Origin of the sequence: Aeromonas sp. PI_26 (assembly GCF_027854445.1) — a bacterium.
Classification (GTDB): Bacteria; Pseudomonadota; Gammaproteobacteria; order Enterobacterales; family Aeromonadaceae; genus Aeromonas; species Aeromonas veronii.
Genome location: NZ_JAJNOE010000022.1, coordinates 58,323 through 71,713, shown reverse-complemented (window position 1 = coordinate 71,713; position 13,391 = coordinate 58,323). Strand labels below are relative to the sequence as shown.

The window sequence follows — 13,391 nt, the reverse complement described above, 5'->3', positions numbered from 1 at the left end:
AAATAGAAAGCCTCCCTGAAAAGGGAGGCTTTTTTGCATCTGTCAGTTTTCTTATATCCCCCTACATTACCTATTCCCGCAACCCCCCTCTGCTTGCAGTCGACACAGTTTATCTGCTGATTTGAGTCCCGGTGTGTTACTCATTTGACTGCTATTGATGGTTTTATCCAGAGATTTAACCGTGATTGATTGACGTAAAACGTTTTACATGTAAAATCCGGCGCGTTTTGCCTATTACGTGGAGAAAGAGCATGGCGCAGGATAACGAATACTGTTTGGGGGCGGTACCCGCCAAAGGGCGCAAAGGTGTGCTTTCGCTGATGCTGGTGATGCTCGGCCTGACTTTCTTCTCTGCCAGCATGTGGACCGGTGGTGCGCTTGGTACCGGTCTGGTGTTCGATGACTTCATCAAGGCGGTACTGATTGGCAACCTGTTGCTGGGGATCTATACCGCCTGTCTCGGTTATATCGGTGCTTCAACCGGTCTCTCTACCCATCTGCTTGCGCGATACTCCTTCGGCGTCAAAGGTTCCTGGCTGCCATCCCTGCTGCTGGGCGGTACTCAGGTCGGCTGGTTTGGCGTGGGCGTGGCGATGTTTGCCCTGCCGGTGCAGAAGGCGACCGGCATAGATGTGAACTGGCTGATCGCCATTTCGGGCATTTTGATGACGGTGACCGTCTACTTCGGGATCTCTGCTCTGATGGTGCTGAGCTTTGTGGCCGTACCGGCCATTGCACTGCTCGGTGGCTACTCGGTCTGGCTGGCTGTGACCTCGACCGGTGGCATGGCTGCACTGCAGCAGGTACAACCAAGCAATCCCATCGAGTTCACCACGGCGCTGACCATGGTGGTCGGTTCCTTTATCAGTGCAGGAACCCTGACCGCCGACTTTGTCCGATTTGGTCGCAAACCCTGGGGTGCCGTCATGATTACCATGGTGGCGTTTTTTTTGGGCAACACGCTAATGTTCGTCTTCGGTGCAGCTGGTGCGGCGGTAACGGGGCAGGCCGATATCTCGGAAGTGATGTTGATGCAGGGTCTACTGATCCCCGCCATTCTGGTGCTGGGTCTCAATATCTGGACCACCAACGACAACGCGCTCTATGCCTCCGGCCTCGGTTTTGCCAACATTACCGGCCTCAAGAGCAAGCCGCTCAGCGTGATCAACGGCCTTATCGGTACGGCTTGCGCCCTCTGGCTTTACAACAATTTTGTCGGCTGGCTGGCCTTTTTGAGTACGGCAATTCCGCCGATCGGTGGCATTATCATCATGGATTTCCTGCTCAATCGTGAGCGTTACCGTCAATTTGCCGATCAGCAGTTCGAGACGGTGCGCTGGCAGGCGCTGGTTGCCACTGCAGTCGGGGTGGCTGTCGGCAAGTGGCTGCCGGGCATAGTGCCACTCAACGCGGTATTGGGCGCCGCCTTCACCTATTTCATTCTGGTTCGCCTCACCCAGCGGCCGGTTCTGGTACAGGAAGCTAACAAATGCTGATTCAACATATTCGTTTGGCCGATCGGGAAGGGTTGTGGCAGATCCGCTGTCAGGATGGGGTCATCACAGCCATCGAACCCCATGACGAACATGCCGTCGCCGGTCGGGTGCTGGACGGGGAGGGCGGTCTGGCGATCGCCCCCTTTATCGAACCCCATATTCACCTCGATACCACCCAGACGGCTGGCGAGCCGAGCTGGAACCTTTCCGGCACCCTGTTCGAGGGGATCGAGCGCTGGGCCGAGCGCAAGGCGCTGCTGACCCATGAGGATGTGAAACAGCGTGCCATTCAGACGCTGAAGTGGCAGATCGCCAACGGCATCCAGTTTGTCCGTACTCACGTCGATGTCTCCGATCCCAATCTGATTGCCCTGAAGGCGATGCTGGAAGTGCGGGAGGAGATGAAGGAGTGGGTCGAGCTGCAGATCGTCGCCTTCCCGCAGGAGGGGATTCTCTCCTACCCCAACGGCAAGGCACTGCTGGAGGAGGCGCTCAAGCTGGGGGCCGACGTGATTGGCGCGATCCCCCACTTCGAGTTTACCCGGGAATATGGGGTCGAAAGTCTGCACTACATCTTCGATCTTGCCGAGAAGTATCAGGTTCTGGTCGATGTGCACTGCGACGAGATCGATGACGAGCAGTCCCGTTTCATCGAGACGCTGGCAACTCTCGCCTATGAGCGGGGTATCGGCCATCGGGTGACGGCCAGTCACACCACCGCCATGCACTCCTACAACGGCGCTTATGCTTCCCGCCTGTTTCGGCTGCTGAAGATGGCAGATATCAACTTCGTGGCCAATCCGCTGGTGAACATTCACCTGCAGGGGCGGTTCGATACCTATCCCAAACGCCGCGGCATTACCCGGGTGAAGGAGATGCTGGAGGCGAACATCAACGTCTGCTTCGGTCACGATGACGTGTTCGATCCCTGGTACCCCATGGGCACCGCCAACATGTTGCAGGTGCTGCATATGGGGCTCCATGTCTGCCAGATCATGGGTTACGAGCAGATCAACGACGGTCTGAAGCTGATCAGCAGCCACAGCGCCCGCACCCTGAATGTGCAGGATCGCTATGGTATCGAGGTGGGCAAACCGGCCAACCTGTTGATCCTGCCTGCCGACAACGGCTTCGATGCGGTGCGCCGCCAGGTGCCGGTGCGTTATTCAATTCGTCACGGCAAGGCGATTGCCCAGACCCGCCCGGCCCAGACCGAAATCGTGCTGGGTCAGCCAGAGCCCATCGATTTTCGCCGCTGAGATTTCAATCAGGCTGGATGTCGATTAGTTCCGCCTCTGGGCACAAGGGCCGCCATTGCGACATAATGGCGGCCTGACCCTGAGGGAGTGACACCATGCAAACCTGGTTCTATGTTGCTGCAGGGGGCGCCATCGGCGCCTGCCTTCGTTTTGGGATTGCCGAACTGATGGCCTTGCTGCTGGGGCGCCACTTTCCTTACGGGACTCTGGTGGTCAACGTGGTGGGCTCTTTCATCATGGGGGTGGCGTTCGCCCTCATCAGCCATGGTCACGTGGTGGAACACCCGATGAAGCCGCTGCTGATGGTGGGGATCCTCGGAGCCCTGACCACGTTTTCTTCCTTTGCCCTCGATACGGTAGTGCTGGCTCAACATGGGGCCTATCTGAAAGCGCTGCTCAATATCGGTCTCAATCTCTTCCTCTGTCTGGCCATGGTGGTGCTGGGCATGCAGTTGGTTGCGAGCCGGGTTTAAGGTGTCCGGACGCCAGTGGCTCTGGTAAACTGGCGGCCATTCTTTGCTCTATGGGTGTTTAAGGGATGTCAGAACAAGCAACGACAACGCATTTTGGCTTTAAAACCGTGGCCGCGACCGAGAAGGAAACTCTGGTAGCAGGTGTCTTCCATTCGGTGGCAGCCAAGTATGATCTGATGAACGATCTGATGTCGTTCGGCATCCACCGCCTGTGGAAGCGCTTCACCATCGACTGTTCCGGTGTGCGCAAGGGCCAGAAGGTGCTGGATCTGGCCGGTGGCACCGGTGATCTGACCGCCAAGTTCTCCCGCATCGTCGGCGAGACCGGTCAGGTGGTGCTGGCGGATATTAACGACTCCATGCTGAAAGTGGGCCGCGACAAGCTGCGCAATCTGGGGGTCGCCAACAACGTCTCCTACGTGCAGGCCAATGCCGAGGCGCTCCCCTTCCCGGATAACCACTTCGACGTCATCACCATCGGCTTCGGTCTGCGCAACGTCACCGACAAGGACAAGGCGCTCGCCTCCATGTTCCGGGTGCTCAAGCCGGGTGGCCGTCTGCTGGTGCTGGAGTTCTCCAAGCCGGTCAGCGAAGTGATCGCCAAGCTCTATGATCTCTACTCCTTCAAACTGCTGCCGAAAATGGGCGAAATCGTCGCGAACGACAGTGAAAGCTACAAATATCTGGCAGAGTCCATCCGCATGCACCCGGATCAGCAGACCTTGGCAGGCATGATGGAAAATGTCGGTTTCGAGCAGGTGGAGTACTTCAATCTGACCCAGGGTGTGGTCGCCCTACACCGCGGTTACAAGTTTTAAGGTTGCCTATGCCGATGGATGCCATGGTCACCGCGGTGATCGAAACCAGCCTCAACCAGTTGCTGGCGCTGGACAAACAGAGCCCGGAGCGGCTGCGCAAACTGGTGGGCAAGGTGCTCAAACTGGAGCTGCGTGAACTCAAGCCGCTCTGGTTCGTCTTCTCCGAGCGTCGGCTGGATGTGCTGGCCCAGCACGAAGGGGAGGCCGATGCGGTGCTCAGTCTCTCCCTGACCGCCCTCGGTCTGCTGAAAGATCCGTCCGCCCTGACCCGCTATATCCGAGAGGAGAAACTGGATCTGAGCGGTGATCCCCAGCTGGTACAGGCATTCAGCGTGCTGTTGGGTGAGCTGGATATCGACTGGGAGGAGGAGCTGTCGCGCTATACCGGTGACGTGCTGGCCCACACCCTGTTCAGTGGTGCCCGTCAGGCGCGTCGCCTGGTCGGCCGTGAGCTGTGCCGCACCCGCAGCCAGCTGGCGGAATATCTGACCGAAGAGGCCCGCCTCGCCCCCGGCCCGCTGGAAGTGGCGAGTTTCAACGATGACGTCGAGGTGCTGTCCCAGCAGCTCAAGGCCGTCGAACTGCGGCTGGCCCGCTTCGAACAGCAGGTGACCTGATGACCCCGAAGGAGTTCAAACGCCTCTATCGCATCATCACCATCCTGCTGGAGCAGGGCATCGACGAACTGGTGCCCGCCCGCTATCAACCCTGGCCGGGTCGTCTGGCCCGTCGCTCCCTGTTCTGGCTCAAGAACAAACAACCGGATCTCAGCCGCGGTGCCCGCATCCGCCTCGCCTTCGAGGCTCTCGGCCCCATCTTCATCAAGTTTGGCCAGATGCTCTCGACCCGCCGCGACCTGTTGCCGCCGGATATCGCCGAAGAGCTGGCCCTGCTGCAGGACAGGGTGCCTCCCTTCTGTGGTCAGGCGGCGCGCCAGCAGATCGAGCTGAGCCTGGGTTGTCCCATCGAAACCCTGTTTGATGACTTCGACGAGACGCCGCTGGCGTCGGCTTCCATCGCGCAGGTGCATACCGCCCGCTTGAAGGAGAGTGGCCGCGAGATCGTCATCAAGGTGATCCGCCCCGACATCGAGCCAGTCATCGAGGCCGACCTGCGACTGATGCAGGCGCTGGCCCGTCTGGTGGCCCGCTTCGTGCCCCAGAGCGCGCGACTGCGCCCCATCGAGGTGGTGGAGGAGTATCGCAAGACTATCCTCGACGAGCTCAACCTGATGCGCGAAGCGGCCAACGCCATCCAGCTACGCCGCAACTTCACCGGCTCCGAGGCGCTCTATGTGCCTGAAATCATCACCGATCTCTGCCGCGAGCAGGTGCTGGTGATGGAGCGGATCTACGGTATTCCGGTCTCCGACATTCCTGCGCTGGAAGCCAACGGCACCAACATGAAGCTGCTGGCCGAGCGCGGAGTAGAGGTCTTCTTCACCCAGGTGTTCCGCGACAGCTTCTTCCATGCCGATATGCACCCGGGCAACATCTTCGTCTCTTACGAACATCCGGAAAACCCGCTCTGGATCGGCATCGACTGCGGCATCGTAGGTACCCTCAATCGGGAAGACAAACGCTATCTGGCGGAGAACTTCCTCGCCTTCTTCAACCGAGACTATCGTCGGGTGGCGGAGCTGCACGTGGAGTCGGGCTGGGTACCGGCAGACACCAAGGTGGACGAGTTCGAGTTTGCCATCCGCACCGTGCTGGAGCCCATCTTCGAGAAGCCGCTCTCCGAGATCTCGTTCGGTCACGTGCTGCTCAACCTGTTCAACACCGCGCGTCGCTTCCATATGACGGTGCAGCCGCAGCTGGTGCTGCTGCAAAAGACCCTGCTCTATGTGGAAGGGTTGGGGCGTCAGCTCTACCCGCAGCTCGATTTGTGGCAGACCGCCAAGCCGTTCCTCGAAAACTGGATGCACGAACAGGTAGGGCCCAAGTCGGTATTGAACGCCATCAAGGAGAAGGCGCCATTCTGGGCGGAGAAGCTGCCGGAGCTGCCGGAGCTGGTCTATGAGACCCTGCGTCAGACCCGTCATCAGCAGCGTCATTTCGACCAGATGTTTGCCGAGTTCCGCCGTCACAGCCGTCGACAGGGGCAGGCCCGCTACCTCTTAGGGGTTGGAGCCAGCCTGCTATTGGCGGGTGTATTCTTGCTGACCCAAAAACAACACATTGAGTGGGGACAAGCCAGTCTCGCCGGTGCAGCCCTCTGCTGGCTGGTCGGCTGGTTGCGAACCCGTTCCCATTAATCAACAACCGCGCCGTCAGGCGCCTGTTCTGGAGAGAAAATCATGGGTGGTATCAGTATTTGGCAATTGTTGATCATCGCAGTCATCGTCGTGCTGCTGTTCGGTACCAAGAAACTGCGCGGCATTGGCGGTGATCTGGGCGCGGCGGTCAAAGGGTTCAAGAAAGCCCTCTCCGACGAGCCGGCTGATGCCAAGGCCGAGCAGAAAGATGCCGAGTTTCCCCCGAAACAGCTGAACGACGCGGCCACTCAGAGCAGTGAGACCGCCAAACAGAAAGACAAAGACCAGGCCTAAGCCATGTTCGATATCGGTTTTTGGGAGCTGGTCGTTATCGGTGTGGTAGCACTGGTGGTACTGGGGCCCGAGCGGCTGCCGGTTGCCATCCGCACGGCTACCCACTGGATCCGCCTCATTCGTTCGACCGCGAACTCGGTCAAGTCCGAGCTGGAGCAGGAGCTCAAGTTGCAAGAGCTGCACAACGACCTGAAGAAGGCCGAACAGTTGCAGATGAGCAACCTGAGCCCCGAGCTGCAGGAGTCCATCGAACAGCTCAAGGCGGCGGCCCAGTCGGTCAATCGCCCCTATCAGGTCGAGAACGAGATCCGTCCCCCCGTCGCAGAACCTGTGGCTCCCGTCGAGCCAGTGGCTCAGGTTGCCCAGGTGAATGACGAGGTGCCGCCGGTCAACAGCCAGCAGGAGCATGAAGTCGTGAACGAGCCGGTCAGCAAAGGGGAGGTCAAGCCATGAGTCAGGCAGAACAACCCCTGATCAGCCATCTGGTTGAGCTGAGAACCCGCTTGCTGCGTTCCATTACCGCCATCCTCGTGGTGTTTCTGGCGCTGATCTACTTCTCCAACAACATCTACGACTTCGTGGCCCAGCCGCTGCTCAGCCAGCTGCCGGAAGGGACCAGCATGATCGCGACGGATGTGGCGACCCCCTTCCTGACGCCGATCAAGCTGACGCTGGTGGTCTCCTTCTTTGTTGCGATCCCCTATCTGCTCTATCAGGCCTGGGCCTTTATCGCCCCCGGACTGTACCAGCATGAGCGGCGCCTGATCATGCCGCTGGTGGTCTCCAGTGCCCTGCTGTTCTACGCGGGGATGGCGTTTGCCTACTACGTGGTGTTCCCGCTGGTATTCGGCTTCTTCACCAGTACCGCCCCTGCCGGGGTGACGGTGGCGACCGACATCGCCAGCTATCTGGACTTCGTACTGACCCTGTTCTTCGCGTTCGGGGTGGCGTTCGAAATTCCGGTGGCCACCATACTGCTCTGCTGGACCGGCGTGACCACACCGCAAAACCTGAAGGAGAAACGTCCCTATGTCGTTGTCGGGGTGTTTGTGGTCGGCATGCTGCTGACGCCGCCTGATGTTTTCTCACAGACCCTGCTCGCCATCCCGATGTGGGCGCTGTGGGAGATAGGTCTGTTCTTTGCCCGCTTCTACGTGAAGAAAGAAGATGAAGAGCAACAGGAACAACCGGATGGGGAGAGCTGAGGCTCTGTTCGTCACCTGTTCGCCGGACGGCGAGAGGATGACGAAGTCCGCAGGAATAGCAGAACGAGGGGAGCTGAGGCTCCCTTCCTCTTTTCATGCTCCCGTTCGAGGCGTATGGTAAGACCCCATTCGGTAGATGGTTTTCAAATACCTGATATGTATTCCTTTTGTCTGGAACGTCTCATCCCATGATCGATATCGGTTTAAACCTGACCAGCAGCCAGTTCGCCGGCGAGCAGGCTGAGCTGGTGGCCCGTGCCCGCGCCGCCGGAGTGGAAGCGCTGATCCTCACCGGTACCGATCTGGCTGGTAGCCGCGAGAGCGCAGAGTTGGCCGCCCGCTGGCCGGGCTACTGCTTCTCCACCGCCGGGGTGCATCCTCACGATGCCAAGAGTGTCGATGAGGCGACCCTGCCCGCCTTGCGCGAGCTGGCGGCGCTGCCGCAGGTGGTGGCCATCGGCGAGTGCGGCCTCGACTACAACCGCGACTTCTCCCCCCGTCCGGTGCAGGATGCGGTATTCGACGCCCAGCTGGCACTGGCCGCCGAGCTTGGGATGCCGGTGTTTCTCCACTGTCGCGATGCCCACGCCCGCTTTATCGAGATCCTCCGTCCCTGGTTGCCGAAGCTGCCGGGAGCCGTGCTGCACTGCTTCACCGGCTCCGATGAGGAGCTGGACGAGTGTCTGGCGCTGGGGCTGCATATAGGGGTGACTGGCTGGCTCTGCGACGAACGCCGCGGCCAGCTGCTGCGCGAACAGGTGGCCCGTATTCCGGCCGGTCGGCTGATGATCGAGACCGATGCCCCCTATCTGGTGCCGCGAGATCTGAAACCGCGCCCGAAACGCAACGAACCCGCTTTTTTGCCGCACATCGCCCAGGTGGTGGCGGCCTGTCGTGGTGAAGCGCCCGAGGCCTTGCTGGCCCATACCCGGGCCACCTCCGCCGCGTTCTTCCAACTTCCTCTCCAGGAGTGATTCATGGCTACAACTCTTCCGGGCGCCTTTCCGGGCCGCCGCCTGCGCCGTCTGCGCAAACATGATTTCAGCCGTCGTCTGGTGCGCGAGAACGTACTGACCGTCAACGATCTCATCTATCCGGTGTTCGTGCTGGAGGGGGAGAACCGTCGGGAAGCCGTTCCCTCCATGCCGGGGGTAGAGCGTCTCTCCATCGATCTGCTGTTGGAAGAGGCTGCCGAGCTGGTGGCGCTGGGCGTACCTGCTATTGCCCTGTTCCCGGTCACCCCGCTGGAGAGCAAGAGCCTGATGGCGGAAGAGGCCTACAACCCGAACGGGCTGGCCCAGCGCACCGTGCGTGCCCTCAAGGCCCGCTTCCCGGAGCTGGGGGTGATCACCGACGTGGCGCTCGATCCGTTCACCACCCACGGTCAGGACGGCATCATCGATGACGAAGGTTATGTGCTGAACGACATCACCACCGAGATCCTGATCAAGCAGGCGCTCTCCCACGCCGAAGCCGGGGTCGATATAGTCGCGCCGTCCGACATGATGGATGGCCGCATCGGCGCCATCCGCGCGGCGCTGGAAGAGAATGGCTTCATCAACACCCAGATCATGGCCTACTCCGCCAAGTACGCTTCCTGCTACTACGGCCCATTCCGCGATGCGGTTGGCTCTGCCGGCAACCTCGGCAAGAGCAACAAGGCCACCTATCAGATGGATCCGGCCAACAGTAACGAAGCCCTGCACGAAGTGGCGCTGGATATTCAGGAAGGGGCCGACAGCGTGATGGTCAAGCCGGGCATGCCCTATCTGGACGTGGTTCGTCAGGTGAAGGATCAGTTCGGCGTGCCGACTTTCGCCTATCAGGTCAGCGGCGAGTACGCCATGCACATGGCGGCGATCCAGAACGGCTGGCTGAAAGAGAAGGAGACCATCATGGAGTCTCTACTCTGCTTCAAGCGGGCCGGGGCCGATGGCATCCTCACCTACTTCGCCAAGCGCGTAGCGCAGTGGCTTAAGGAAGATGCCCGTTAAGCCGGGTTGAAGAGATAAACGAGAGGGGGAGCCGATGGCTCCCCCTCTGTCGTTATGGCTCTCTTTTGGTCACGAGCGGATGATTACAGCTTGATCCAGGCATCGCTCCAGTGGCTGCCGGTACCCGGTGCATAGTGGCCGGTCGAGCCGCCACACCAGCCGCTGTAGGGCCAGGGTTTGCACTCGTAGTCGCCACCGGCATTGCTGACCCGTTCGCCACTCTGATAAGCGGTGCCCGCAACATAGGTCGGGTAGCTGCCGTTACCACCGTCACTGTCACCACCCGGTGCCTGTTCCACCAACGCCAGGGTGAAGCGGCGCTCGAAGCCCTGCTTGCTCCCCTCTGCCATGCCCGCCAGCAACAGCTCGTAACTGCCGGCAGAAAGACCCAACTGCGCCAGCTGCAGGGATCCCTGACCATCGATCAGGGCGCTGCCGGTGGCGACCGGATTGCCACCCTGCAACAGGGTCGCGGTGATGGTCACCGGGTTGGCGGTGGTCAGCGTCAGGCCCAGATTGAGCGCGCCGTTAACGATGGAATATTCAGACGCTAGGTCGGTGACGGTGAAGTCACTGCTGCTGCCGGTAGTGGGCAGGATGAAGTCTCCGCTCAGGTAGGTGAGACCGGTCCAGCCAGAGCTGGTCAGCCAGTGCTTGCCATTGGTCTGATAGACGTTGGGCAACTGGGTGCACTGGTTGTTGTCATTGACGAAGCCGATACCGTAAAAGCCCGCCACATTCTTGTAGCAGAGCTGGCGACCATTCTGGTGCAGTACTGGCTGATCAAGCTTGCCCTTGTGGTGGAGAGACAGCCAGTCAAACTGGTTGATGACCGAGACCAGCGGCACAAACTGGCCATCGGGCTGACGATAACGGATCAGGGATCCGGCATCACAGAGCAGACCATCAGCCTGCTGTTCGACGTAGCCGTAGTACTGCTCGCCATCCTGGAAGGTGAACCGGCAGAGATTGCCTTTCTCCGACTCCTTGGGGATCCAGCCCATCAGCAGTCGCTCCTGATTGTTCAGGGCCGCCAGCTGCCCGGCACTGAAGTCGCTGCCGTTGGCTACCCAGCCTTGCGGCATGGTGGAGAATTGCATGAAGTAGTGGTCGGTATAGTACATGTGGCTGTCAGCGCGGTGCTTGCGAGCCCCCTGGCTGACCGAGTTGTAGCGATAGATGTCGTTTTCCGGCTTGTGGAAACCGTTGAGATCATCGTCCAGATAGGGCAGGTCGCCCTTGCGGATATGGTAGTTGGCCATACCCGTCATCAGCGGATGCCAGCCGTGGCTGCCACGGGCAAACGCGCTCTCATGGCTGTAGGACTTCCCATCGAAGCCATGGCCAAATTCGTGGGCAATGATGCCCCAGCTGCCGTAGTAGTGGCTGACAAAGTTAAAGGTATCGACCCCGGTGATGCCACCACTCCCGAGCCCGCCCCCCATGGCGGTGATCCCCAGGTTGAGGTAGGGGCGCTTCATCAGGCTGTGGTAGTAGTAGTCATAATCGGCCGCCGTAAAGATCCCGTTTGGCACATAGCTGTTACCGCCATTGCCGAACATCTCGTAGCCGTTCACTGCCTTGAAGTTGTACCAGACGTGTTTGAACTCCTCGGTCGAGACCATGTAGGCCAGGTTGGTGGCGATGATCAGCCACTCGCGGGCGTAGAGGGCATTGATGGGGCGCCAGGAGCCGCTGGTGTTGGTGGCGAAGCGCACGTTCCAGCTTGGCTTGAGGCGTGCCAGCTTCTGGGCAAACGGATCCGAGTTGGAGCTGAACCTGTGCTCGAACTGGGCAGGCAGATTGATGCTGTTGTCGAGCAGGTTGTTGAGATCAAACACGCCATCGCGGCTGGCGCTGTTGAAGCGTCCCTGCTCGCCAAAGGCGCTCAGTGGCAGGGTGATTTGGGCATAGGCGGGCAGGCGATCGAGCTGGCCTAGGATCAGCCACTTGTTGATACCGTTCAGGCGTGACTCGATATTGATGTCATGCAGCTCTCTGGCGGCATAGTTGGTGATGCGCACCGTGTCGTTATCAAGCAGCTCGGTCTTGACCAGCGAATTGATGTTGACCGAACGCTGGGCGCGATCGATCAGCACCTCGTAGGGTTCGTCATTGCGCAGTATGTAGCTGACTGCGGCCGGCATCAGCTGATCGAAGATCAGCGGGCGAGCCGGCAACTGCTCGTCGGCCGTGAAGCTGATCTCCTTGCTCAGCAGCTGGTTGAAACCCAGGCCGCGCTCGTTGGCGGTGACAAGCGCCGAGCCCGCCAGCTGGAGATCTTTCAGCGCCGCCACGGGCTGCTGGTTGATCTCCCGGACAGTAAAGGTCGGGTTCTTGAACTGAAAGTCGTTGGCGATCAGGGTATCGGCATCATGCCACTCGATGCGGTCCTTGAAGTTCACCACCAGCCGATCGCCATCCATGTCGATTTTTTGCAGATTGCTGTCGGTGATCACCTGCTCAGGCGCCAGCAGTGTGTTGCTGGCGATGGCATCAGCCAGTTTGCGCAAGTCATAGATGTAATAGTTTTTGCCGGCGGTGTGGGCCAGGAGATAGTCACCCACCTGATGGAGTTGCACCAGACGGTGGCTGTATTTTCCTTCAAAGGCGAGCCGACCTGCGATGGGGGTCTTGAGGCTGTTCTCCGGCGTCACATCCTGCTGGCGGTAGACCTTGATCTCGCTCAGCGCATCGGCCACCAGCACGTAATCTTGATTGGCAAAGACGGCCTGGGCGCGGTGCAGGCTGTTGCTGCCGGAATCCCGACCGGTTCCCAGGGTGGTGACATGGCGATGTTCATCGGCCAGATCGAAGATATCGACCCGGTGCGAGTAGCGCGAGACCACGTAGAGCAGGTTGTTGCGGACAAACAGTTCACTGATCTGGTTGTAGGCTGTGGCACTGCCGGTTTCGGTGCCGCGGATCTCGCCAATCTGCTGGCGGCTCGGGATATCGATAATGGCCACATGGCCCGGATTGCCGTTCTGGCTGACATAGAGCCGATCCTGATAGCGCTCGACCGCCGTGATCAGGCTGGCGTCCAGCCCCAGCTGGTCGGCCGTCAGCTCCTCGCCTTTGTCCAGATATTGCAGCGAGGTGGCAAACGAGTTGACGCTGCAGGAGCTGGTCTCCATCACCACCCGGGTGCGTTCGCCATTCTGGATCTGGCCGTGGGGGAAGTACTCCAGCAGACAGCCGTTGCCGTAGTCATAGTTGCCAAAGCGTTTGTTGACCGCTACGACCCCACCGTCGTACCAGGTCAGCTCCCACTCCTCATCGAAGAAATCAAAGACGTTACGAATGGCTGTTTCGTCGAAAAAGTGGGGTTTGGGCAGATCGAACAGGATGTGGTTATCCGCCGTCAGCGGGTAGAGCAGGCCGTTGATGGCAAGGTGGCGCTTGCCATCCTTGATGATCACGTTCTGTTCGTCAGCCGCACTCTGGTGCAGCGCGGCGAGGCGCGCCGTCATCTGTTCGTAGTGCTCTTGATAGGTTTGTTTGAAATAGGCTTGTTCGCGCTCATCGGCCACAACATGGGCCGACAGCAGCAGACCGAGCAGGGTGGCAAGCTTGGTGGTTCTTGGCATGGTGA

General features: G+C 59.7%; 12 protein-coding genes. 11 read left to right on the top strand and 1 reads right to left on the bottom strand.

The window, feature by feature from the left end:
* The first annotated feature begins 251 nt into the window (after positions 1-251).
* The 11 genes from codB (at position 252) to hemB (ending at position 9,796) form a co-directional block, all read left to right on the top strand.
* Positions 252-1,496 carry a cytosine permease gene (gene codB / locus LRL22_RS18790; RefSeq protein ID WP_005342374.1) on the top strand — a complete coding sequence of 415 codons (1,245 nt, stop codon included), beginning with the start codon at positions 252-254 and terminating at the stop codon, positions 1,494-1,496.
* Positions 1,490-2,755, top strand: coding sequence for a cytosine deaminase (locus LRL22_RS18785; protein ID WP_270906097.1), 1,266 nt, complete (start codon positions 1,490-1,492; stop codon positions 2,753-2,755). The genes codB and LRL22_RS18785 overlap by 7 nt, the downstream gene beginning before the upstream one ends.
* Before the next feature lie 95 nt (positions 2,756-2,850).
* The gene (gene crcB / locus LRL22_RS18780) at positions 2,851-3,228 is read left to right on the top strand and encodes a fluoride efflux transporter CrcB (RefSeq protein WP_005339378.1); all 378 of its coding nucleotides are present in this window, start codon (positions 2,851-2,853) and stop codon (positions 3,226-3,228) included.
* 65 nt (positions 3,229-3,293) lie between these two features.
* A complete protein-coding gene (gene ubiE, locus LRL22_RS18775; RefSeq protein WP_005342396.1) occupies positions 3,294-4,046 on the top strand; it encodes a bifunctional demethylmenaquinone methyltransferase/2-methoxy-6-polyprenyl-1,4-benzoquinol methylase UbiE in 753 nt (250 codons plus the stop codon).
* A gap of 8 nt (positions 4,047-4,054) precedes the next feature.
* A complete protein-coding gene (locus tag LRL22_RS18770) occupies positions 4,055-4,663 on the top strand; it encodes a ubiquinone biosynthesis accessory factor UbiJ (protein ID WP_270906096.1) in 609 nt (202 codons plus the stop codon).
* Entirely contained in the window at positions 4,663-6,303 is a 1,641-nt protein-coding gene (gene ubiB / locus LRL22_RS18765) for a ubiquinone biosynthesis regulatory protein kinase UbiB (RefSeq protein ID WP_005339383.1), read from the top strand. The genes LRL22_RS18770 and ubiB overlap by 1 nt, the downstream gene beginning before the upstream one ends.
* Before the next feature lie 42 nt (positions 6,304-6,345).
* Positions 6,346-6,597, top strand: a complete 252-nt coding sequence (tatA, locus tag LRL22_RS18760; RefSeq protein ID WP_270906095.1) for a Sec-independent protein translocase subunit TatA — start codon at positions 6,346-6,348, stop codon at positions 6,595-6,597.
* 3 nt (positions 6,598-6,600) lie between these two features.
* Positions 6,601-7,050, top strand: a complete 450-nt coding sequence (gene tatB, locus LRL22_RS18755; protein WP_270906094.1) for a Sec-independent protein translocase protein TatB — start codon at positions 6,601-6,603, stop codon at positions 7,048-7,050.
* Positions 7,047-7,802 (top strand): twin-arginine translocase subunit TatC, encoded by a 756-nt coding sequence (gene tatC / locus LRL22_RS18750; protein WP_005339388.1) that lies wholly within the window; start codon positions 7,047-7,049, stop codon positions 7,800-7,802. Before tatB ends, tatC begins: the two co-directional genes overlap by 4 nt.
* A 188-nt stretch (positions 7,803-7,990) precedes the next feature.
* Complete coding sequence (locus LRL22_RS18745; protein ID WP_216960026.1) at positions 7,991-8,776, top strand: TatD family hydrolase; 786 nt, start codon at positions 7,991-7,993, stop codon at positions 8,774-8,776.
* A gap of 3 nt (positions 8,777-8,779) precedes the next feature.
* A complete protein-coding gene (gene hemB / locus LRL22_RS18740) occupies positions 8,780-9,796 on the top strand; it encodes a porphobilinogen synthase (protein ID WP_139405502.1) in 1,017 nt (338 codons plus the stop codon).
* Positions 9,797-9,879: 83 nt separating this feature from the next.
* On the opposite strand, the gene LRL22_RS18735 is transcribed toward hemB, so the two are convergent.
* Positions 9,880-13,386 carry a hypothetical protein gene (locus LRL22_RS18735; protein ID WP_270906093.1) on the bottom strand — a complete coding sequence of 1,169 codons (3,507 nt, stop codon included), beginning with the start codon at positions 13,384-13,386 and terminating at the stop codon, positions 9,880-9,882.
* Between the last annotated feature and the right edge of the window lie 5 nt (positions 13,387-13,391).